This is a genomic window from Methylobacter sp. Wu1 (assembly GCF_036553575.1).
Classification (GTDB): Bacteria; Pseudomonadota; Gammaproteobacteria; order Methylococcales; family Methylomonadaceae; genus Methylobacter.
This window is the reverse complement of the sequence record NZ_JAZHOC010000075.1, coordinates 17,701-41,402: the sequence shown is the minus strand read 5'-3', so window position 1 is coordinate 41,402 and position 23,702 is coordinate 17,701. Positions and strand designations below refer to the sequence as shown.

Here is a 23,702-nt window from a genome sequence, read left to right as displayed (position 1 = left end):
ACCGATGAGCTGGAACCGCTTGCTGCGGTCCTGGATGGATCGGGAGGAATCGAATTGACAGGTGCACACGCGCTGCTGTAGGGGAGCGGAACCCATCAGGAGGCAGACTGCTTCGGTATCTGCTGGAAGTAGCAAAAACATCAATCCGCCTAACCCAATGCTCCAGTGGGCTCCGCTAACGCCCTGCAGCTGAACTTTGCGTTGAACGACAGCTTTCTGTATTGCAGCCGCTATTTAGCTGAAATTCTTGAATGTCTCTGATTGGCACATAGCGGCTAATTCTCTTTAAAATAACATCAAAATAAACCTGAATTTGATTTCGCTTATGTCAGGTCAGACCCTGATCAATACAGCTTATGACTGCATGGACGCAGGAAATGGGGCGTTCAGTCCCCTGAAACAAAGCCGCTCCATGCCGCCGGCCCTGACCGCCAAGGCGCCGCTGATGCCCGGCCCCAAATCCAGGTCCACGAGCTGCCATTGCCCGGCCGCGCCATAGCGGTCCGGCAACGATATAAATCGGGAAGTCCCGTCCAGCGAGGTCACGACTTGCGAGACATCCAGCGAAAGACCGGCGCCGACCGTCTTTACAAAACTCTCCTTGCGGGTCCAGAGACGGAAAAATGTGTCGATTTTTTCCTGCACCGGCAACGCCTGCCAGAACGCCTGCTCGGATTCGGCAAAGCATTCCTTGGCGATGGCGGCAAAATCGAGCCTGTGGTTCCATTCCTCGATGTCCACGCCGACAGGCCCATGACGGCTAACCGCCAGAATCATGGTATCGCCTGAATGCGACAGGTTGAATCTGACCTCGTGCGGATTGCCGTCGACAACCAGATAGGGCTTGCCCGCCGCCTCCTGCGCAAAGCGGATGGCTTCAGGCGGCCTGTCTATGTAGCGCGCCAGTATCGTCCTGACTTTACCGTGACTGACAACGTACCGGACGCGGTGCTGCTCATGGACAAAGCGCAGGGCTTTGGCCCGCTCTTCTTCATCGAGCAGCGTCCAGTATCGTTGATAGGCATCCTCGGCTGCAGCTAATGGTTCAAGCCATAAATCAATGTTTTTACCGTCCATTTGATGGGCTCCGTCTTAATAACTGATATTGTGCAATTGTAAGGTCGAATTTATTTGTGCCCTTGTGGGTATTCGACCCGGGACAACCCGAGATAGACAGGCAGTGCGAATACCCCCAAGGGGCACAAGTACCCGCAAGGAGCATAAATGAATCCGCACCTATACTGCCGCAGTAACACTAAAACAGAACAGAGATCGATTCGTGCCGCGCCTGGATTTCCAGGCGCTCTTTGTTCTTTATTATTTTTACCGGCTCGGTTCTTTCAGATTCCGCGCCCCGCCAGCGCCGGCGGGTTGGCCCGATTTTCCTTCAATTTCTTCGCCTTGCGCTTCTGCAGCCAGCGGATCAGGCCCGTAACGTACAGAACCAGCGGCATCACGCCTACTATACTCCATAAAACCCTACCGGCAAATCCGAAGGCTTCGCCGCTGTGCAGCGGCCACATCACGTTTAAAAAGGTTTCGCCGGCCGTGAACCGGTTGGGATCTTCGAACGCCAGCACCTTGCCGCTGTACTGATCGATCCAGACTTTGCTGCGCGGCCGTCTGCGGCTGGCCTCGCCATCCTGCCGCTTCTCGATGACGTAGACGCCTTCCTTGCCGTCGGGCGTCGCCAGCCAGCGCACCGGTGCGCCGGGGAAGATCCGGTCGGCTATCGCGACGGCACGGTCAATGGAAATCGTTTCAGTCTGCTCCTGATAGTCGGACTTGACCACTGCCGGCGCTTTAAAGCGCTCCGCCTTGACGTCTGAAAAGCAACTGACTACTGATTTGATCTGCTCGCGGTAGCCGAACGCAAAACCGCTGAATGCCAGAATGAGCAATACAATGGAACTGTAAAAACCGGCCGTTTTGTGCAGGTCGAACACAAGCCGCTCTGGACTCGCGCCGCGCTTGATGGTGACGGCCTGCCTGAATTTGCCGGCCCTGGGCCACCATAGGTAAAGTCCGGACAAGGCCGATATGAACATAAAAACACCGAGAAAACAGATGATTTTAAAAATCACCTTCCCAATTTCTGCATCTACCTTGCCCATCAGCAAAGTGGCGTGCACTTCGTAAACCAGGCTCCATACGGTGCGCCCCCAGAAGGTTTCATTGACGATTCTGCCGGTGTACGGATCGATCATTATTTGCAGCGGCGCAAAGAGTTCATCCGATGTTTCCTCAGGTTTTGGATACTCGGCCCATAAGTAATCACGGTTATAGCCGGGCATGTGCAGGTTCCATGTGCCCTGCCTTTGCGGATGGGCGACCCTAACGATCCGCATGATGTCATTCAGCGAAAGCGGCTGCGCGCGGGCTTCTTTATGGACTTCAGGAAGCCCTATCTCTTCCAGTTCGAAATAGAACACATTGAAAGAGCCCGTCAGTCCGAGCAAGACAAAAATAAAGCCTAGCGACAGGGCGATATAGACATGCACGTTCAGCCACAATTTGCGGCCGGTTTTGAGCCAGCCCAATCGCCGGGTATGTGGCAGCGGAGCTGTAATTCCATCATCGCCAGCAGAGTGATCAATTATTCGTTTTGTAGATCTGGTAATAGAATCCATATTGGTCAACATATCATTTAATGTCGGGCTGCGGGAAGTCTGCAACCCGACTTGCGTAGTTAATATTCCAGCCTTAACGACCCCATAACGCTGAGCGGATTGCCCGTGACCACCTGGGTAAAGCCATCAGTGCCAGCGTAATAGCCTTTATCCAGCACATTGTTGATATTCAGTTGCGTGGTCAGCCGTGTTTTGCCTATGGGCTGAACATAAGCCGCCATCATGTCCATGCGCACGTAGCCGGGTAATTGATAAGTGTTTTGGGCATTGCCTTCGCGTTCGCCTACAACGACACCGCCTACGCCGGCCCGAAATTGCGGCGTGAATTGATAGGTTCCCCATAAACTGGCTTGATGTTCCGGAACGTTCGCCAGGCGCTTGCCTAGAACGCCATTGGCATTGCCGCCATTTTCAATCATGCGCGCATCGGTAAAGGCATAGGTCGCGACCAGATCGAATTGCTCGGTGACCTGCCCCTTGACATCCACTTCGATGCCCTGACTGCGCGCTGTACCTGCCTCAATCTGAAACCCTCTATGCTCCGGATCGGGCACTTTCAGATTGTCTTTGGTCAGATAGTAATAGGCCACCGTGCTGGACAGGCGTTGATCGAAAAATTCGGTTTTAAAGCCGCCCTCGAACTGCTCGCCGATCTCAGGCTTGAATTGCTGATTGCCAAAGGCCGTCCCCGTGTTGGCGCTGCCCAGGGATTCTGTCCAGTTGCCATACAGAGACAGCCAGTCCACGGGCTGATACACGATGCCGACCCGCGGGCTGAATTTCTGATTCTCCTGATCAGTATAGTTAGCCGTAGCCTGGGCGAAACTACCATTTACAGGATCGCTCCCTTGTCCAAAAGTCGCCCAGTCATAACGGCCGCCTCCGAGAATGTGCAGTTTCTCCCACAGGGTAATGTGATCCTGGAAATAGATGCCAAACCATTCTTCTTTTTGCTTTATGGCGTAATCGAAAGGCGACGCATTAAGTACGGCGTGATCGATCAAGCCGTATCTCGGGTTAAAAATATCGATAGGCGGCACCGTTGTGCTGCCGTTGCAGCAGGAAAAGCGATTGTCGCCGGCCTCCCGGGAACGACGGGAATAATCGCCGCCGACCAGCACATTATGCTCGGTTCCGTACAGATCGAATTTGCCGAGCAGATCCAGATTGGTAGCGTACGTTTCATGGAAGGCCTGTCCCGTAACGGCAAACCTCGCCAGTTCCCTATCGTTAATCATGAAATTGGGCTGGGCGTCGAAGTAATCGATATCCCAGTCTTCGTGCAGGAAGCGGTTTTTGATCTGCCAATCATCGTTGAGCTTGAATGCCCAGTCGAAAGCGACCACTACCGAATTCATTTTTGGCCCTTTCGCGCCATCACCCAGAAAGGTATTCAACGGTACCGGAGCCGGGCGATTACCGATGGCGGGGATGCCGAAATCGTTGACGCGATCTTCGAATTTATATTCCAGTTCGAAATTGGCCTCAAAGCGGTCATTGGGCGTCCATCTTAGCGTGGGAGCGATAAAAACCCGCTCGTCATTGACAAAGCGCTTGAATGAACCCAGATCCTGATAGGCCAGGTCGAGACGGTATTTCAAAGTGCCGCTCTCATCAATTGGTCCAGTCGCTTCGGCCGTCGTACGGTACTGGTCATAGTTGCCGAATTGCTGTTGCAGTGCGTAATAAGGCTTGTCCAGCGCCTTTTTGGTGACAATATTGACCATGCCGCCCGGTTGAATCTGACCATACAGCACCGCCGCAGGGCCTTTCACCACTTCGAGTTGCTCAATATTGGCCGGGTCAAAGAAATTGGTATAACGCCGCAAGCCGTTGCGGTAAATGGAGTGTTTGGTACTGAATCCGCGAATAGTAAACTCTTCGTAGAGGTCGCCGAAGGCATACGCTCGCTGCACACCGCTGACGTTTTTGGTCAGCGCATCCTCAATCTTGATATCCTGCTGATCGTCCATGATCGCTTTGGGCACGACCTGGATGTTGACTGGCGTGTCCATGATCGGTATGTCCATTTTTGTGGCGGTAGTGGCATTAGGGACGTTGTAAGCCATTGGATCTTCGTCTGCCTCGGTTTTCCCTACCACCGTCACCGCCGTTAAAGTGGTTGCCGCTGTTGGTAAACTTTGCTGAAGAGAATCGCTTTCTTTCGCTGCCAGCGCAATCACATCGTTGCCGGTATGACGGTAAGTAAGATCGGAACCCGCTAACAGTTTTTGCAGCGCCTGATCCGCCGTATAATGACCGGACACCGCTTCAGATTTGACATCCCTGACCAGAACGGATGGATAGCTCAATTGCATGTCCGTTGCTTCCGAAAAGGCCGTCAAAGCCGAAGCCATGTTCCCGGCCGGAATGTCGAAGCGGAACACCTTATTTTTATCATGCTCTGCGGATTGGCCCGGCACGGCATGACATAATGTCAGCATCAAGGCCAGACCCGCTGCCTGCTTTCCGGTCAGGAAGGGTGAATTAATTGCCGGTTCGCCGGCCGGTAATTGGCCGCGGTTTCGCATGGCCGATGCGTCATCGGCACTTATCACAGTGTCTATCATGGACTCCCCTTTGTTATTAGTATTAACCGATGCGTTTATCCTGCATCATTGGGAAGTAGACGAGCGGGCTAGGCAATCTCCTCACCTGCCTAGTCGGGAATTATTTGCTGATGGTCTTGCTTGCCGTATCGAACGTTTCGCGGCGCAGAAAATAGGCATGGCACGTTTTAACCGCGCGGCAAGCAGCGGGGACAAGGCAAAACTCTCTATGGTTTCGGCGCCTGTCCATCTCAATGCAAAATCCAAGAACTATCTATTCCACTGGTTATCCGGTACTTCGCTTTTATCTTAGGATAAGGTGAGAAATAACTTCCCTGAATTTTGATGAGCAACAGTGTGTGGGGGCGACTTCGCCTGGAGCGCCTACTGTTGGTAGTCGCCCAGGGCGAATGAATTCGCCCCTACATGATTTCATCGACAAATCGAAAAGTTATTTTTAACCGAATCCTTAGTACGCTATCAGAAAAGGATAAGCGTCGTTATGCAGGCATAGAAGCAACCTTGGAATGGCTGGGATACTTGCTTCAGAAAAATACGCACTGGTGGCGCTCACTTGAATATCAAAAGGAAAAATGTAATTACTTATTCGAATCCGATCGTGGTTACATTTAATGCAAACAAAGCAATGTTTATTCTAATCTAAGCTTAACCGTTAAAACGGGTGATACATTATTTTCCGGTGGGGCATAAAGCTTCGCAGTGGTTGCGACTTTTCTATCATTTTTGCTTCTCCTGGAATCAAATTCAACCCATGTATTTATGCTTCGCACGAACACTCGCGAATCTCCGAATATGCTTTCAAGATCTTTGAGTTCCAGCTGCTCAGTATTGTTGGGGTAGAGTTGCAGTTCATTAACTGCCGAGCCATCTGTTTGAGCTTCTGCAGTAACTCTTACTTTGTATTTGTCACTGTTTATATACCATGATTCTTTATTCCCTGACTGTTCAGCCGTGCCGACTAACGCATTTTGAAGGTCATTTACCGTTAATTTTCCATCGAAAAACAGATTGCTCAAATGCTGTATCAACGGTACCAGCTCAGCATTATCCGTATTCTCCTGTTCAGCTGTGCCTCCAGCCGGCACAACAAAGGGAAATATGAGTAAGAAAAGAACAACCGCCCTCTTAAGTTTATTAGAGATCAAGCTTTGCAGTCTGATCATGAAAGTACGCGTATTACTATAATACATTAATCAGATCCTTAATTTTGGCTATCAAACTTGCTTGAAAGGACTCTCTCACTGCATTCAGCAACACAATTAATATCTGTTTACCGCATCATTAAGAGATAGCCTCGCCCATCTGCCAGCATGTCATCGATGCGCCCGGAAATTCGATGTTGCCACCAGTCCGATATCGCGCCTAGTCACCGATTTTATACAATCGCCCGCCGTCATTCCGGAATGGATCGGAAATGAATTTTCCATTGTCGTCTTGGATTTGAGAGGCGAAACCGTCCCTATCAGTTTGTCCGTCTCTAGCCATTATTTTTGTGGGCGACCAGGTATATCTTAAAATTTAAGCATAAAGCCCACTTGCTCATGGGTCAGCCGCTCTATTTCCGCCAATAGCGTCGACGCATCAGCCTCGGTCAATTGTTCGCTCTGCCCTATAGGATCAACGCCGTCGAATCCTTCATTGTCGCTTTCCGAAACAAGCTGCTGTATATCCCCCAACAGCGCCGATATGTCAGTGACAGTCAATTGCTCGACCTGCATTTGCACGATCAGCGCCGCCAGTTCCTTTATGGTCGGTTTATGGAAAATGTCGTCTATGGCAAGCTTGATGCCGAACTGTTCCCGAATGCGCGCGATGACCTGCATAGCCAGCATTGAATGGCCGCCCAGCTCAAAGAAACTCTGATTGCCCCCTACAGTCTTGGTATCGAGGATTTCCATCCAGATAGCGGCCAAGGCCTGTTCTATGGAATCGCTGAGGCTATCGCCGCGCTTATCCATAGCCGTGATATAGTTTTCAGGCGTAAGCAGCGCTTTTCGATCGATTTTGCCGTTTGCGTTCAAAGGCAAGCTCTCCATAAATACATAGACCGAAGGCTGCATATAGTAAGGCAAGCGCTCTCCGATAGCCTTGCGCAGGACATCCTCGATCACCTCCCCGCTGTCGCGGGCGGCCACATAGGCAACCAGCCGCCTGTTGCCGGACTGGTCTTCACGCACGAGAACAACGGCCTCATCCACGCCGGGCTGTTCCATAAGCTTTGCCTCGATTTCCCCCGGCTCAATCCTGAAGCCGTGGATTTGCACCTGATTATCGATGCGGCCTAAAAATTCGATGCTGCCATCAGGCCTATAACGCGCCAGATCGCCGGTTTTATACAACCGGCCGCCGTCATTCCGGAACGGATCGGGAACGAACGCTTCCGCGGTCAGTTCGGGATGGTTCAGGTAGCCCCTGACCACGCCCTCTCCGCCGATATGGAGTTCGCCGGCCGCGCCCAGCGGCACAGGCTGGCCGATTTTATCGAGAATATAAAGCCGCACATTGTTGACCGGCCTGCCGATCGGCAAAGGCCGATCCGGATCATCCAGGTGGACACTGCTCCACGCCGAGCCTTCGGCCGGCCCGTATTCATTGTATAGCGCCACATGCGGCAGCACGACGCAGTGTCGCCTGACCACTTCGGTTGGACATAATTCGCCCGCGACGATGACCGTTTTCAGGGAATGCAACGGCACCCGGGCCTGATCGAGCAGCAAGGCGTAAAAATGCGGCAAGGCCAGCACATGCGAGACCTGGTGCCTTTCGATCAGCGCCGCTAACGCTGACGGATCTGTATTGCTGTATTCGCCCGGCAGGCACAGGCATCCGCCCTGCCCCAAGGTCCAGAATATGCCGGCGGCGCTGTCGAACGCGCACGAGGACAGCAGCAGGCAAGCACTGACCGGCGCCTGATAGGCCGCAAACCGCGCAGTCGTGGCATGCACGGCGTTGCGGTGCGCGACCATGACGCCTTTGGGCTGACCCGTCGAGCCGGAGGAATAGACGATATAGGCCAGATCGAGCGGATGATTGCATGGCGACGGATTGTCGGCCGGCCATTGCGCAATGGCCGGCCAGTCGCTATCCAGATAAACGATAGCCTGCGTGTAGCAGGACAATGCCGCCGCCAGCCGCGCCTGGGTGAGCAGCAAAGCGATGCGCGCGTCGTCCAGCATGTGGGCAATGCACGCTTCGGGATACTGAGGATCGATCGGCACATAGGCCCCTCCGGCCTTCAGGATGCCCAGCAGGCCCACCATCATCTCCAGGCCGCGCTCAACGCAGAGTCCGACCGGCATCTCCGGGCCGCAGCCCTTCGATCGCAGGTAATGGGCCAACTGGTTGGCGCAGGCGTTAAGTTCGGCGTAGGTCAAGGCCTGTTCTTCAAACGCGACGGCAACGGCATCAGGCGTTTTTTCAACTTGCTCCTCGAATAACTGATGCAGGCACTTGTGCCGCGGATAAACTGCCGCCGTCGCGTTGAAATCGACCAGGAGCTGACGCCGCTCCGCTGCGGGCAGGATGTCGAAATCCATGACCAGGCGCCAGGGGGCCTGAGCCAATACTTCGGCCAACCCTGCGATGGCGGTGTGAAGATAATCGTTGATGCGGGCTGGGTCGATGCCGTACGCGCATTGCGCGGTCAGCGTGAAGCCCTGCCCCAAATCGTCTACCGAAACGGTAAAGGGATAATGGGTGCGTTCCACGCAGCTGACAACGCGCATGCCGCCGGATTTATCCGGAGCGGCTGCGATAATGGCATGACGATAATTCAGCAATGCGGTAAACAGCGGCACCGACGGCGGCAAGGCGCTGCAGCGCAGCGCAAGCGAGAGCGGAGCGTATTGATGAAGCAGCAGTTCATTCAGGCACTGGTGCGTATATTTGACCAGCTGCCGGACACTGGCGCCGGCGAGCGGGATGCGTACCGGCAAGGTATTGATGAACATGCCGATGCCCCGGTCAGCGCCGGCCGAACCCCGAAGCCGGCCGGACAGCACCGTGCCGAAAACGACGTCATCGCGCCCGCTGCACCGGGCCAGAACCTGCGCCCAGGCCACATGAAACAGGGCCGCGGCGCTGACCCCGTGCTGTCGGGCACTGTCGCGGATGCGCTGGGCCAGATCGTCGCTCAGGGCCAGAACCGCCTCGCCGGCCTGTCCGGCGTCCGCTTTTGTGTCCAGCCGGCCGAAAGGCGCGGTCGGCTCATCGATATCGCCGAGTTGCTGCCTGAAGTAGATTTCGTGTCCAACCCGTGAAGTCGCCTGTATCTGTTCGATAAAATTGCGATAGGGCACAGGTTCCGGCAGACGATCCCCTTGTCCCTGAAGCACCCGCTGAACTTCTGCCATGATCAGCTGCAGCGTGTAGCTGTCGCACGTCATGCGATGGTTCAGCAGCACCAGCCACCAGGCAGCCGAATGCGGATCGGCGGCGATGTAGGCGGCAAGCAGCGGCGCGCGCTGCAAATCCAGCCGCAGGTGGCGCGGATCGGTATGGCTGAGCAATTGCTGCTGTATGTCGGCATTTGCGGCCAGCATCAGTTCCGCAACCGGCAGCGGCGCCCGGCTATGCACGACCTGAACGGGTTTGGACAGCCCGGCCCAGCGCACGGATGTGCGCAGGATATCGTGCCGGTCGATAACGGTCTGCAAGGCGCCCAGAAAATCATCCAGCTTAGGGCGGTCGTCAAACAGGATGACCGAACGCGTCAGATACGTATCGCCCTGGGGTTCGAGCAAATGATGGAACAGGATGCCTTCCTGCAACGGGGCCAGCGGGTAGATGTCCTTGATATTGGCCGCGCCCTGCGGCACACTGCCGACAATCAGATCGATCTCGTCCTGTGTAAGGCTGACCAGCGTCAGCTGGTCGGGCGTGATTATGACCGGTTGCGCCGTCTGTGCGTCAGTTTCGCTTGCCGCCTGATCGTCCTGGTCGTCCTGGTCGTCCTGAAGGAGGAGCAGCAGCTCCCATTTATACTGCTGCAGGAGCGCCATTATGCCTTCATTGAGAGCGCCTTGCGGTGCGCGTACGATTAATTCGGCATCATTGGCGCTGACGGCAATATCTTTTTCCTGCAAGTAGGCAAGCACTTCTAGCACGTCCATAGACGAAACTCCTTGTAAAAGGTGAAGGTTAATGATTGTTCAAAAAAGTCCAGTATGAGTTTGAGCAGTATATCAAAAACTCTGGCCCTGCTTTCGCTTATGGCGGCCGACAGTTCGCCCCCTGTCGGCTTATTAAATACCACCCGCGTCTCCGAGCTCAAGCCTTGCTTTTGCAGTCGTTCGGTCAAAGCGATCGCCTGTGCATCCGCAGGATAAGCTGCGCCTCAATGCAGCCCTCTCTGTTCAAAAATAGACGCCTCAAAATTCCCTTACCCTTACTCCGGTTATGGCTAGCTGTACGAGCCATTTATTGGCTGGTTAACAGCCATGGTCCTGCGGACGCCGAAAAAACTGTGGGTTCACTGCAAACGGGATAAACCGCGCATGCATAACATCGGTTACAATAAAATTTATGGGTACACCACCCGACTTTTTACTGCCCTCGAACTGCCGTCCATGACAGGCGTTCATTCCCAAAGCAAGCCGCAGCCTTATAGCGGCTTAATCAACTGAATTAGCAAGGAAAAAAGTTGAAAGCAAAACGTAGCATTTTAATCCTGTCCCTGTTTGCCCTATTGGAGTGCTCCATGAATACGCATGCCGCAAGCGAAGCCATTGAAGATAAAGTGAAAGAACTGCTGTCCCAAATGACGCTGGAAGAAAAAGCCGGGCAGATGACGCAGATCGACTTCAGCGTCGTGGGCACGCCTGCCGCATCAGGCGAAGAGCCCCCGATCGACCGGACCAGACTGGAAGATACCGTGATCAATCACCATGTCGGCTCCATCCTGAACGTACCTTTCACTCCCGCCAACAGAGCGGCTCCGATCGGGACTTGGCGGAAAATAACGGCCGCGATACAGGAAGCCTCACAGAGAACGCGCCTGAAAATCCCGGTCATCTACGGCATTGACGCGATCCATGGCGCGACTTATACGCAAGGCGCCGTGCTGTTTCCGCAGGCCATCAGCATGGCCGCGACTTTCAATCCCGAACTGAGCTTCAAGGAAGGCGAGATAACGGCCCGCGAAGTGCGCGCATCGGGCCTGCAATGGAATTTCTCGCCGGTCATGGATATCGGCCGGCAGCCGCTCTGGCCGCGCTTGTGGGAAACTTACGGCGAGGACGTGCATCTGGCCTCTGTCATGGGCACATCCTATATCAAAGGCCATCAGGGCGATGATTTCTCGGCGCCCGACAAACTGCCGACCTGCTTGAAGCATTATGTCGGCTACAGCTTTCCGATCAACGGCAAGGACCGGACGCCGGCCTGGATCGGCGAGCGCATGCTGCGCGAATACTTCCTGCCGACGTTCGAAGCCGGCGTGCAGGCGGGGTCCCCGACGGTCATGGTCAATTCGTCTGAAGTCGACGGCATTCCGGGCCATGCCAACTATCAGTACCTGACCACGATCCTGCGCGGCGAAATGGGCTTCAAGGGCTTCACCGTCTCCGATTGGGAAGACATCAAGCGCCTTTATACGCGCGACAAGCTGGCCGCCACCCCGAAAGAAGCGGTCAAGATCGCCGTGATGGCCGGCGTGGACATGAGCATGGTGCCGTTTGATTTTACTTTTTATGACTTATTGGTTGAGCTGGCTCGATCCGGTGAAGTGCCGATGTCGCGCATAGACGAAGCCGTGTCGAGGATTCTGACCGTCAAGTTCCAGACCGGGCTGTTCGATCCGGAAAGGCCGGTTTTGCCCGTCGAAGGCAATTTCGCCACGCCCGAGGCCGTGGAGACGAACCGTCAGGCCGCGCGCGAAGCTATCATTCTGGCCAAAAACGACAACCATATACTACCCTTGAAAAAAGACGCCAGGATTCTGGTCGCGGGACCCACCGCCAATCTGCTCAGCGTCATGAACGGCGGCTGGACCATTACCTGGCAGGGCGACAGCGAGAGCCTGTATCCGCAGGACAAGCTGACTGTCTTCGAAGCCCTGCAAAAAAAGTCGGCCAGCAAAGTGACCTATGTCGGCGGCCAGGCGTTTGACGATCCGATCGATACCGATAAAGTCGTCGCCGAAGCTCAAAACCACGATTATGTCCTGTTGGCCCTGGGCGAGAAACCTTATACGGAAACGCCGGGCAATATCGACTCATTGATGCTCGACCAGAAGCAAACCGATCTGGCCAACGCCGTGATCGAGACCGGCAAGCCGGTCATTTTGCTGATGCTGGGCGGCCGCCCGCGCGTCATCACGGCCATTGCCGACAAAGTGCCCGGCGTGATCCTGGGCTTTTTGCCGGGCATGGAAGGCGGCGAAGCCATCGCCGACATTATCTACGGCGACTATAACCCCAACGGCAAGCTGCCCATCAGCTATCCGAGGAACACCAACGACATCGTGCCGTACGATCACAAGCCGACCGAATCATTCGAGTTCAACACCTACAAACCGCTCTACCCGTTCGGCCATGGCCTGAGCTATACGACGTTCGAGACCCGCGGCCTGAGCGTGGAAAAGAGCCAGATTAAAATGGGCGAAAACGTCACTGTCCATGTCAGCGTCAAAAATACCGGCACGCTGAAAGGCAAGGAAACCGTGCTGCTTTATCTCAATGATGTCGCGGCCTCCGTGACGCGGCCTGCCAGACAGCTCAAAGCCTTCAAAAAGGTCGAACTGGAACCGGGGCAGGAGCAAAGCCTGAGCTTTACCCTGACGCCGCGCGATCTTTCATTTATCGGCATCGACATGAAGCGCATCGTCGAGCCCGGCGAATTTAAGGTGATGGTCGGCAATGAAACGGCCGGTTTTTCCGTAACGGAATAGCAGGCCGTAGGGTATGCATTGCGTACCTTCTTCGGCGTTTATCGGCTCCGCAACGCTAAAAATGTACTCAAGCGGGACGGGGTTTGTTACCCCATCCCTAGCGTTTCTGCAATGTCAGGGTTAAGGAAATGCGCTTAACCAGCATCAAACGTTTCGGACGGGGCAACATGCCCCGTCCGGCTGCAGTGCACGGGCGTTTGTCCCGGGTCGAATGAATTCGACCTTACAACGGCGTGTTCTTCGTGGTGAAATCCTTTAAGCTTATATAACAGGTACCTATTAACAAGCAGGATACAAGCATGGCGAATATACCCCATACCCCAATGGCCTCCGACAAACTGACAGACAATACCCAAAACCCTTATTTCGGCTCCCTGGCCGTACTGACATCGCTGTTTTTCATCTGGGGCTTCATCACCAGCCTGAACGATATCCTGATTCCGCATCTGAAAGCGGTATTCACGCTGAACTACACACAGGCCATGCTGATCCAGTTCTGCTTCTTTACGGCTTATTTCGTGGTTTCGATGCCCAGCGGCCATCTGGTTGAAAAAATCGGCTTCAAGGGCGGCATCATTACCGGCCTGACCATAGCCGGCCTGGGCTGCCTGCTCTTTTATCCGGCGGCCGGCCAGCATTCCTACCCGTTGTTTCTGGCAGCCTTCTTCGTGCTGGCCTCCGGCATCACTCTGCTGCAGGTCGCGGCCAACCCTTATGTGACCATCCTCGGCCAACCGGAAACCGCCTCCAGCCGGTTGACGATGACACAGGCTTTCAATTCCCTGGGCACGACGATCGCGCCTTATTTCGGCGCCTTGTTCATCCTGTCCGCCGCCGTCAAAACGGCCGATGAAATCAAGTTGCTGAACGCCGGGGATCTGTCGGCCTATCAGGCGGCGCAGGCGGCCGTCGTGCAGCATCCCTATCTGCTGCTGGCCGCAGTTTTGTTTTTGATTGCCGGCGTCTTTGCCGCGATCAAATTGCCCAGAGTGGAGCCCGCCGAAGCCCATGCTCTGGACATCACCGATGACGCCTTTCGCGAAAGCGCCTGGGGCTATCGTCATTTGATCCTGGGCGCGGTCGGCATCTTTATTTATGTAGGCGCGGAAGTCTCTATCGGCAGCTTTCTGGTCAATTATCTGGCTCAGCCTAATATTTCGGGACTGGCCGAGCACGAGGCGGCGAAGTACGTGTCGCTGTACTGGGGCGGCGCCATGGTCGGTCGGTTCGCCGGCGCGATCGTCATGCGCAATATCCAGCCCGGCAAAGTCCTGGCGTTCAATGCCCTGGCCGCCTCCGTCCTGGTTGTAGCCAGCATGGTCGGCGCCGGCCCTTTGGCCATGTGGTCCATTCTGGCCGTAGGACTGTGCAACTCCATCATGTTCCCGACGCTGTTTTCTCTGGCAGTCAACGGCTTGGGAAAGCACACCGGCCAGGGCTCCGGGATTTTATGCGCGGCCATCGTCGGCGGCGCTGTCATTCCCGTTGTGCAGGGCCTGTTCGCCGACCGGATCGGCATCCAGCAGGCTTTCTTCATTCCTGTCCTCTGCTATTTATATATCGCTTATTACGGCTGGAAAGGCCATAGGCTTGTAGCTTAAGCTGATGTCGGCTTTTAAATTCGACAAGATGAAAAGTTGGCAGGGCTATCGCAGTTACGGCAGCCCTGCCAATGTTTAGGATTATTATCCCGGTTTAACGTAACAGGTTATTATTGAGCGAGCTCAACCGGCAACAGGTTGGGACTGGTTAACGGATACCGGTTATCCTTGGCCAGTGTGAATGTGCCGGTGTAGTCACCGCCGTTAATGCTGTATTCGTAGTTGCCCGCATTCAAGTCATAAACGGCCAGGGGAATGTTTTTCTCAAAATACCTGATGCTTGCCGTGCAAGCATAAGAGCCGAGCGGCAAGTCAGGATATTCGGCATGGACCGTCACTTCGAAACGGTTGCCCACCAGGCGTTGATTGATTTGCCCTAAGTCATGACAGCCGCTGGTAAGCATGCCTTGAATGTTCAAAAACACCTGGACAGGAAAGGAATCAGTGACCACAAGCTTAACCTGTCCGATCGGCGCTTTTGCCAACGGGTATTCATTGGCTGTTTTATAGCCCTGCAGTTCCCATAGGTTCTGGTCGACTTGTTTGAACGTCGCATCCAGGTAATTGCCGGGCCGCTCAGGCGTATCGACGCGCGGAATCGTCAGGATGCCGTCCTGATACGTCGGGTAATCGCCCCCAGACAAATTTTCTGCCGAAGTAGATCCTATGCCGATCATTTGGTCCGACTCAATTCTGAGCACCCGTTTATCGTCGCTCAATAAACTGGCTTCAAGGGAATTCATTTTGATGTGCACGGCATAAATGGACGGATAGATATGTTCCACAACGCCATCAACACCCAGCTTATCCGCAAAATCTTCCTTAATCTTGGCTGATTGCTCCATGTTTTGTGATTCTTCCTGAGCCGCAATGAATAAACTTGTCGCTTCCGGATCGTCCGGATTCAGCGTGACAATATAAGATCCTTCTATAATCCCGCTGCTTGCTTGTTCACCGACAGGCTGACCGTCTTCGGCAACGGCTGCCTGACACACTGCAAGCATGCCTAAAAATAGATATTTTTTCATTTGTCTCGTTGTGCCTTTTTTATATTTATAGTACCGATAGGGCTGGGTCCAAGCTACAGCGACCTTAAACAGGCTACGATCGCATCTTGGAGTTGCCCCGTCTCAGCTCCAGTATTCCTTTTACCCAGCTGCGGGTTGAACCAGCATGCCGTCGAATTGTTAATGGAAAAGCATAAAATCGCTTGGTTTGACAATTCAAAACATCCAGCTTTTATCAAGAACGAAAAGGAAAAAAGATTATATCACTCGTTAGAAGATCATGGCCCGTGTTAGGATGGTTGCGGTTGCTTCTTCAGGATAGTTGAAAGAAGCCGATCACTGCCTCGTATATTTTCCGCAAAATCAGGCCCCGGACAATAAACCGGCCGATATTGCCAGACAAAAAATGTGGCTTAACTGTACTGGTTACGCTTACAAAAAACTCCCGAACAATTAGTTCAACAAAAAGCTCACCATGCTTGTTTAATCATTAAAGACGTTGCGCCCGTCAAAGGCGTGCCGTCCGGGTTGGTGACCGTGTTGGGCGTCATGGCGCTCTTCAGTCCGTCAAAAGCCCGTTTCGGTTGAGCGCAATAGCTGGGGTATAGCTGGCAGCCGATAGCAAACAGTCCGCTCACAAAGGGCGCGGAGACAGATGTGCCGCTCCAGGCATAGAGCGCGCCGTCATGTCCATACAAAGGAACATCTTGTCCCGGCGCAAATAAATCGATCTGCCGGCCTGTGCGCGATTTGGGCCATTTGGCATCCTTGCCGGACGACAATAAAGCACTGCCGGTAGCGCCGACCACAAACACCTCATCTATCCGGGTCGGCGAGTAGTTAGCCGTATCACAGCCATCATTCCCCGCCGACACCACAATGATTACGCCATGCCTGTAAGCCGCCCGCATAGCGTCTTCCAGTGCGGTTGAGATGACCGGAACGTTGCAGTCCACGGCTTTCGCCCCGTTACTCCAGTTCACAATGGTGCCGGCAGGCGCATTTTTGGCCAGCCAATCGAAAGCGAACAGATGGGTAGATAAACTGGATGTATCTGAACAGCCATGGGTTATTTTGGCCGAGATAATCGATACGCCTTTTGCGACTCCGAAGAGATTTCCTCCGGCCGCATCGGCCACCGCTGTCCCATGACCATTACAATCCTGGCCCCACGTTGGTGTTTTGTGGTCGGGGTCATTGACATCCCAAACGGTAACGGCCCGGCCCCCGAACTCGGGCAGGCTGGTATTGACGCCGGTATCGAGAATATAGATGGTCCGGCCGGCGCCGTTGGCGTTCCAATGATAGAAATTATCAAGCGCTGCAGTGTCGCCATCGATTCTGTCCAACGCCCACCCGGGCTCGACTTGTTCATTCTGGACGCGCAGCATCAGATCCGGCTCAATTCTGAGTATGCGCTTATCCTTATTCAACAGCTGAGCCTCAAAAGAATTCATCTTGATGTGGACGGCATGAGTAGACGAAAAGATATTTTCTACAATCCCGTCAATACCCAGATTAACCGCAAAGTCTTCCTTAATTTTGGCAAGCTGTGCCGCATTTTCTAATTTTTTCTGAACCTCGGCGAATAGATCCGTTATTTCCGGTTCGTCCGGATTCAGGGTCACAATGTAAGAGCCTTCTATAATTTCGCTGCGCACCTTGTTTACTTGTTCGGTCACAGCCTCAATGCACGCCTTGCCTGATTGTTCATCTTTAATCCCAGTGCACGCCTTGCTTACTTGTTCCCCGATAGACATAAGCTCTTCGGCAGAGGCCATTTGACACGCAGCGAGCAACCCTAAACACAAATACTTTTTCATTGGCTTCTTTGTTTTAATTAAGGTTTAAGTACTGACGGGGCTACTCCAAGCCCAAGTACCATTGAATAGACCACGGCCTGCGTCTTCGTGGTTGCGTCATCTCAGCCGTTATAGACAAGAAAAAAAGAATGATTGTTTCGAAAAATTCGATCCATACCGTCCTTGACCTTTTTCTCTGACAGTTCATCTCCCCGCTGCCTGATATAACCCGACATGATGAGCAGGCATAAGGCAAAGAACGAACATCAGAGCGGCCGAGATGCTGTCCGCAAATAATCGAATCTTTTTTGACATCGCTTCCCTGTTTGCTAACATTCGCCATGAGTTGGCCTTGTCGTTGCCGGCTTTTCAAACCAGGACCTATTCAACTTGTTGTTTTTCAATCTCTAAAGGAAAAATAAAAATGAAGAACTATGCTTGCCTGCTTTTGCTCGGATCGGCGCTGTCGATCAGCGCATCAGCCTTTGCTGAAAATCGTGCGGTTAATGTCTCCATCGGCAGCATCGGCGGTGCTCTCGATGAAGCCGCTGTGCAGACAGTCCGTCAGGTCATCGGCCATGCGGTCGCCAATAAGACTGTCGATAAATTCATTGTGAATAGTCCGGGAGCCGGCCTGCCTATTCCCGTCGAAGGCAATTTGTCCCTGTGCGCCGAAGCGGGCTTCAATACAGATGATGCAGAGTTTGACGCTTTTATCGATCAATTGCATTCGATCAGCCCCAAAGCAGGAACCTTCTATAATGTAGAACTCGCCCCAAGCTGCGGGACAGCTGACAACGGCAATGTCGGCGGCGGCAGCGATTCCACTTTCTGCACGATGGACGTAAAAATCTGCCCCGATGGTTCTTATGTAAGCCGTCAGCCGCCTTCTTGCGAATTCGCCCCTTGCCCGGTAGTGGCTAGGTAGCAGTAACGCCCAAGTCCTTTCTCGCGCGGCAAAAAGCGCTAAACCCTCGTTATCAGGCTTTTTGCCGCAACTGCAAGGCAGTCAAAAATTCCTCATTATTTAACTGATGTTACGACGGGCACCTTTTCCCGTTTGCCGCGCCGAACACCGGCGCTTTTAGCGGCGGTAGGCGGGGTTGATAAACCCAGCATTTTGGCCGCCCATGCCGGGTTTCCGCTAAAGCTCCAACCCAGCCTACACAGGCTGTTAAAAGCAAGCAATTCGCCTTCGGGTGCGATAAACCCGATCAAATAAAACCGTCGCGCTAGCGATACTTTATTAAACCTCAACTAACTGCGTAGCATCAGTTATTTAATTAAATAAATGACGACAATGGGCTTAATACTGGAAAAAATCGTACCTTGGGGACGTTCCTATGAGGAATATATCGCCATGTTCGATCTTACGGAGACCGAATTAAAACTTGGCATTCTCGGTTGCGGCGACGGTCCGGCCGGCTTCAATGCGGAACTGAGCCGGCGCGGCGGCCGCATCATTTCAGTCGATCCGATCTATGCATTTGACGCGGCGCAGATCAAAAGCCGCATCCTGGCGACTTATGAAACGATAATGGCGCAAATGCGCAAGAACCAGGCCGACTACATCTGGAAGGCCATCGCTTCGGTTGAAGAGCTCGGACGCGTCCGCATGTCCGCCATGGACGCGTTCCTGTCGGATTACGAAAGCGGCAAAAGTGACGGCCGCTATATTGCCGCGGAATTACCGTCTCTGCCGTTTGCAAACGGCAGCTTCGATATCGCGCTGTCATCGCATTTCCTGTTCCTGTACAGCGACCATTTATCGCCCGAATTTCACCTTCAGGCTTTAAAGGAAATGCTGCGCGTAGCCCGCCAAGTGCGAGTATTTCCATTGCTGACGCTGGCCGGAACCCGCTCGCCCCATCTGGAATTCATAATGCAATGCCTTGAAAGCCAGGGCTTTGGCGCAGGGATCAGGCGCGTCCCTTATGAATTTCAACGGGGCGGCAATGAAATGTTGCTTATCGAGCCGGTCTAATGGTTTTAACAATCTGGTCAACCAGACAGCAGGAGATTTGCTATGAAGATTCTGATTGTACTCACGTCCCATGACCGGCTCGGCGATACGGGCGAAAAGACGGGGTTCTGGCTGGAAGAGTTCGCCGCACCCTATTACGTGCTGAAGGATGCCGGCGCGACGATCACATTGGCATCGCCCCAGGGCGGCCAGCCGCCGATCGATCCGAAAAGCGATCTGCCCGAGAACCAGACCGAGGCCACCAGACGGTTTCATAAAGATGCCGCCGCGCAGGCCGAGCTTGCCCGCACGCAAAAGCTGGCCGACGTGTCGGCGGGCGGTTTCGACGCCGTCTTCTTCCCCGGCGGCCACGGCCCGATGTGGGATCTATGCGACAACGCCGACGCCATCGCTCTGATCGAGCATTTCTTGAAGGCCGGCAAGCCCGTCGCGGCAGTCTGCCATGCGCCGATTGCGCTTATTAATGTACGTGGTAAAGATGGCAAGTACCTCGTCAAAGGCAGGCGCGTAACCGGGTTTACGAACACTGAAGAAGATGCGGTAGGTTTGACATCCGTCGTGCCTTGCCTGCTGGAAGACCGGCTGAAGGAGCGGGGCGCCATTTACGGCAGGGCCGCTGACTGGGCGCCTTATATCGAGGTGGACGGCAAGCTCGTGACCGGCCAGAACCCGGCCTCGTCGGAGCCCGCCGCACAAGCGCTGCTGAAGCTGCTCCGTGCAGCTTGAATGCCGCCTAGTCGACCGGCTCGATCCGATAGGCTTCCATCATGAATTTGTTCGTGCCCGGCTCATCGGAAGCGATATAAAGCTTATTATCGTGGATAATGGGCATGGACAAGGGACGGCCTGTGCCTTGCATGATGCCTTTGGCCGCCAGCGCGCCGTCTTTCAGGCGCACGCCGTAGATGACGCCATGCCGTTCAATATCGACCACCCAGACATAGGGCTCGCCCTTTTTACCTGATGAAGCGATGACCGGTAAACTGGGATGACTCCTGAAAGCCTGCACGGCTTCCGGTGTTTTCGGATCAGGAAACTGCCAAAGCCGCCTGAATTGCGGCCGGCCTTTTTCGAGCACGATTTTTAGGGCGACCAAGCCTGCCGGATGCGTTTTGTCGGAGACAAACGTGGCGATAACGACAACGGGCGTCCGGTCGATATAAGCCATGACCGGCTGCGTGACTATCATGCCCCGCCAGGGCGCTGTACAGCCATCGTCCGCCGTGCCGCACAGATCGACGATCTGCAAACGGTCGTATTGCCTGCCCAGATGGTCCGCATCAATCAGGTAGACGCCGCCATCCTTGGCCGGCTGCACCAGCACCGAGGCGCCGTTTTGCAGCGCTGCCTTTACCGGCGCGCTTGAGCCCAGATCATAATCCATGCGAGCCAGGCATTCCCAAAAGGTTTTATCGTCGCACTCGCCGCCGTGCGGCCGCAATGGAGCGCTATGATCGGGCAGGCGCGGTATGAACAGATTCTTGCAGGATGCAATGCAGTCCGTGGACGGATTGCCAGGATTGAAATTGGCGCACAACCGGGCATCGCAGCCGGGGTCGAACTGCAGTCCCGGCTTCAAGCGCATCACGGCATTGGCGTAGTCGCGCCGACCCAGATCCACCTGCCCGTTGCCTGTCGTCGCAAGCAGTTCAAAGCCATCGCCGGTCTGATAAATCTGCGGGCCGGCCGGCGTCCAGATGCCGCCGCCACAGATCATCTCGGTTGTTCCTCCATAAACCGTCGTGATCGGGCATTCGGCCTCCGGCGTTGTCACCAGCACACTGCTGACTGCCGGCTTCGCGCCTTGTTGCTGCCAGGCATCCATATCGATTTCGAAAATCCAGCCGTGAAAGGGCTGAGTATCGCCTGCATTGCCAAAGGATGCATAAACAAAGCCTAGCTCGGCCCCCGGTTTAACCGCATGCTTGACCGCCGCGTGCGAATAAGCCGTAGGCGGATTGAATTTTACGGAGGCGGCGCCGTCAGCTGTCGGCAGTTCTGCCGATAAAGTCAGCACCGGAAAATTTTTGTGCACCTGTCGTCGGGCCAGATCAATAACGGCGATACGGTGGCTCGTGCGCCGGCCTTGTTCAAGACATTGATAAAGCACGACCAGCTTGTCGCCGATCAACGCCGGCGTTGAAGCGATCTCCACCTGCTGGCCATCGGGAACAGGCACTGCAATCTGCCACGCCAGCGCGCCTGTGTCGGCATCCTGAACCGCAACAATGCCGTTCGATGCCGCGACAATCAGCAAAGGCCGGCCTTGAGATATATCCAGCAAGGGCGATGCGAGGATTCTCTCGTCAAAAACCACCGCAGTACGGGGCTCGGACGGGAAGATACCGACCAGCTTAAAGGCTTCGGGTTTGCCTGAATCACCCCAATAAAAAGCGCTATAACTTATCGCCGCCAGGCTCAGGACAGTCACGGCAACTGCAAAAAAGCGATAAGAATATGCTGTCAATGGTATCTCCTGTAGCGTCGGTTCGGCTCAATACAACGCATCGCTGATCAGTCGGCCTACCTGCGTATGATGTAGAATTCCGGCAAAAGGTTTCATGCCGGCTTCCGGCCCCTGCGCAAACACATAGACCGGGGTACTGGTATGCGTGCCGCTCGCCCAGACCACTTGCTGACTGGCCGCAACAGCGCGCGCCAGCAGGTTTTCGCGATTGTCCTGCTGATAGACGAAAAACGCCCCGTTGCTATCCATCCTGGGCACGCGCCTGGAGCCGAGGGCGCTATGGCCGGCATGAAAGAACGGATTGTCCTCGGTCGCCAGAATGTCCACGGCTTGTGCCTCGGTAATCTTGAATTCGGTGTAGCGATTGACCAGTTCGGCGAGTTTTGACGGCGTCTGCTGCGGCAAAGGCAAGGCGTCGAACTGTCTAAAAATATCGTGATAGCTGAGCTGTTGCGCGTACAGTTTATCGAGCACCTCGGGGCTGCCGAAATTAAAGCCGGGCTGGAACTGGCTGTTTGCGAAGACGGCGCCGGGCAATTTGCGCGGTTGCGGGATGTTCTCGGCCGAATAGCTGAAACCGAAACCGCCTGTTTCATGATCGGCCGTAACGATGATCAGCGTGTCCTGCCGGTTTGCCGCCCAGTCCAGCACGTAATTCAGCATGTCATTGAAGCGCAGCATTTCGTGCAGCAGCAGGCCCGTATCGTTGCGATGAGAGGCCCAGTCGATCTGTCCTGCTTCAATCATGAGAAAGAAGCCGCGTTCATTGTCGTCCAGGATATCCAACGCCTTGGCCGACATTTCGCGCAGCGTGGGCTGCGCATGACTCACATCCTCTCTAAGCCGCGTTTCAGTAATGCCGTCCGGCATGGCGGAGTTGGCAAATAAACCCAACGTTTTGCCTTTGGCCTGTTGCAGCTGAGCTTTATTGAAGGCCAGAGCATAACCCTGCTGCTCGGCCTGTTTCAACAGGTCTTTGTTGTCATTGCGTTTTGATTTGACGGCAAGGCCGTTGCCGATCAGTTGCAGCAGCGGCGTCGCTCCCTGGCTCGGAAGCCAGTAATCCAGGCCGCCGGACAGCATGACATCGGCCTGCGCGGCCAGCAAATCCTCGGCGATATCATTTTCCTGGCTGCGGTGCGCCTGATGCGCGGCAAATGCGGCAGGCGTCGCATGTGTCATGCGCGTGTCCGAAACCAGCCCGGTAGACTTGCCCATGCGCCGGGCTTTTTCGATGATGTTTTCCTGGCGGTTGCCGTCCTGGTCCAGCCCCAGCATTTCCGGACCGGCCGGCCGCCCTGTCGCCAGCTGCGTGCCCGATGCAGCCGAATCGGCCACCAGGGCATTGGCCGTATAGGTCATGGAGATGCCCAGCCGGCCATGCTCCATCATGCGGTCTAACGCCGTAATCCGGTCGTCGATCACGCTGTGAGGCGCCTGCCGCGCATACGACAACAGCAAGCCGACCTGCTGCGGGCCCATGCCGTCGCCGATAATCAGGATCACGTTTTTGACCGCCGCCCTCTCCGGCCTGATGTTTTCCGCCGGAGTGCAGCCTGACAGGACAAGGGTTAATAAGCAATAAATCCAGACTTTCAGCATGTGATACTTTGTGGTGCTTGTGCGTTAATTGAGCGAGACAGTGGATAAGGCATTTTTGCTGCAAATAGCATGAAGAAACTCCCGTGTCATTGCCAATTGCGGTCATACCCATTACGTCCATATAGATATTAGCAGTCTTAATAAGATTTTG

15 protein-coding genes are annotated in these 23,702 nt (G+C 54.5%); 6 read left to right on the top strand and 9 right to left on the bottom strand.

The window, feature by feature from the left end:
* Positions 1 to 354: 354 nt before the first annotated feature.
* The 3 genes from V2P20_RS17425 to V2P20_RS17415 all read right to left on the bottom strand — a co-directional run bounded on the left by V2P20_RS17425 (position 355) and on the right by V2P20_RS17415 (position 5,200).
* On the bottom strand, positions 355 to 1,077 hold the full coding sequence (locus V2P20_RS17425) for a 4'-phosphopantetheinyl transferase superfamily protein (RefSeq protein WP_331820542.1): 723 nt from the start codon (positions 1,075 to 1,077) through the stop codon (positions 355 to 357).
* Between the two features lie 263 nt (positions 1,078 to 1,340).
* Entirely contained in the window at positions 1,341 to 2,540 is a 1,200-nt protein-coding gene (locus V2P20_RS17420) for a PepSY-associated TM helix domain-containing protein (protein WP_331820540.1), read from the bottom strand.
* Positions 2,541 to 2,689: 149 nt separating this feature from the next.
* Complete coding sequence (locus tag V2P20_RS17415; protein WP_331820538.1) at positions 2,690 to 5,200, bottom strand: TonB-dependent receptor; 2,511 nt, start codon at positions 5,198 to 5,200, stop codon at positions 2,690 to 2,692.
* 10 nt (positions 5,201 to 5,210) lie between these two features.
* On the opposite strand from V2P20_RS17415, the gene V2P20_RS17410 reads away from it, so the two are divergent.
* The gene (locus V2P20_RS17410; RefSeq protein WP_331820536.1) at positions 5,211 to 5,492 is read left to right on the top strand and encodes a hypothetical protein; all 282 of its coding nucleotides are present in this window, start codon (positions 5,211 to 5,213) and stop codon (positions 5,490 to 5,492) included.
* Positions 5,493 to 5,829: 337 nt separating this feature from the next.
* Here V2P20_RS17410 and V2P20_RS17405 read toward each other — a convergent pair whose 3' ends face one another.
* Together V2P20_RS17405 and V2P20_RS17400 are read right to left on the bottom strand one after the other, a co-directional pair.
* Positions 5,830 to 6,363 carry a hypothetical protein gene (locus V2P20_RS17405; protein ID WP_331820535.1) on the bottom strand — a complete coding sequence of 178 codons (534 nt, stop codon included), beginning with the start codon at positions 6,361 to 6,363 and terminating at the stop codon, positions 5,830 to 5,832.
* 348 nt (positions 6,364 to 6,711) lie between these two features.
* Positions 6,712 to 10,311, bottom strand: a complete 3,600-nt coding sequence (locus V2P20_RS17400; RefSeq protein WP_331820533.1) for an amino acid adenylation domain-containing protein — start codon at positions 10,309 to 10,311, stop codon at positions 6,712 to 6,714.
* 587 nt (positions 10,312 to 10,898) lie between these two features.
* On the opposite strand from V2P20_RS17400, the gene V2P20_RS17395 reads away from it, so the two are divergent.
* The gene (locus V2P20_RS17395) at positions 10,899 to 13,088 is read left to right on the top strand and encodes a glycoside hydrolase family 3 N-terminal domain-containing protein (RefSeq protein WP_331820531.1); all 2,190 of its coding nucleotides are present in this window, start codon (positions 10,899 to 10,901) and stop codon (positions 13,086 to 13,088) included.
* 299 nt (positions 13,089 to 13,387) lie between these two features.
* Positions 13,388 to 14,689 carry an L-fucose:H+ symporter permease gene (gene fucP, locus V2P20_RS17390; protein ID WP_331820529.1) on the top strand — a complete coding sequence of 434 codons (1,302 nt, stop codon included), beginning with the start codon at positions 13,388 to 13,390 and terminating at the stop codon, positions 14,687 to 14,689.
* Between the two features lie 110 nt (positions 14,690 to 14,799).
* On the opposite strand, the gene V2P20_RS17385 is transcribed toward fucP, so the two are convergent.
* Together V2P20_RS17385 and V2P20_RS17380 are read right to left on the bottom strand one after the other, a co-directional pair.
* Positions 14,800 to 15,717, bottom strand: a complete 918-nt coding sequence (locus V2P20_RS17385) for a hypothetical protein (RefSeq protein WP_331820527.1) — start codon at positions 15,715 to 15,717, stop codon at positions 14,800 to 14,802.
* Positions 15,718 to 16,166: 449 nt separating this feature from the next.
* Complete coding sequence (locus V2P20_RS17380) at positions 16,167 to 17,378, bottom strand: S8 family serine peptidase (protein ID WP_331820525.1); 1,212 nt, start codon at positions 17,376 to 17,378, stop codon at positions 16,167 to 16,169.
* Between the two features lie 544 nt (positions 17,379 to 17,922).
* Between V2P20_RS17380 and V2P20_RS17375 the strand changes: the two genes are divergently transcribed.
* From V2P20_RS17375 to V2P20_RS17365, 3 genes are all read left to right on the top strand, one after another.
* Entirely contained in the window at positions 17,923 to 18,426 is a 504-nt protein-coding gene (locus V2P20_RS17375; protein WP_331820524.1) for a hypothetical protein, read from the top strand.
* A 372-nt stretch (positions 18,427 to 18,798) separates the two neighbouring features.
* Entirely contained in the window at positions 18,799 to 19,482 is a 684-nt protein-coding gene (locus tag V2P20_RS17370; protein WP_331820522.1) for a class I SAM-dependent methyltransferase, read from the top strand.
* 42 nt (positions 19,483 to 19,524) lie between these two features.
* On the top strand, positions 19,525 to 20,208 hold the full coding sequence (locus tag V2P20_RS17365) for a type 1 glutamine amidotransferase domain-containing protein (protein ID WP_331820520.1): 684 nt from the start codon (positions 19,525 to 19,527) through the stop codon (positions 20,206 to 20,208).
* 7 nt (positions 20,209 to 20,215) lie between these two features.
* On the opposite strand, the gene V2P20_RS17360 is transcribed toward V2P20_RS17365, so the two are convergent.
* Together V2P20_RS17360 and V2P20_RS17355 are read right to left on the bottom strand one after the other, a co-directional pair.
* Complete coding sequence (locus V2P20_RS17360; protein WP_331820518.1) at positions 20,216 to 21,949, bottom strand: hypothetical protein; 1,734 nt, start codon at positions 21,947 to 21,949, stop codon at positions 20,216 to 20,218.
* 27 nt (positions 21,950 to 21,976) lie between these two features.
* The gene (locus tag V2P20_RS17355) at positions 21,977 to 23,551 is read right to left on the bottom strand and encodes an alkaline phosphatase (RefSeq protein ID WP_331820516.1); all 1,575 of its coding nucleotides are present in this window, start codon (positions 23,549 to 23,551) and stop codon (positions 21,977 to 21,979) included.
* Positions 23,552 to 23,702 lie beyond the last annotated feature (151 nt).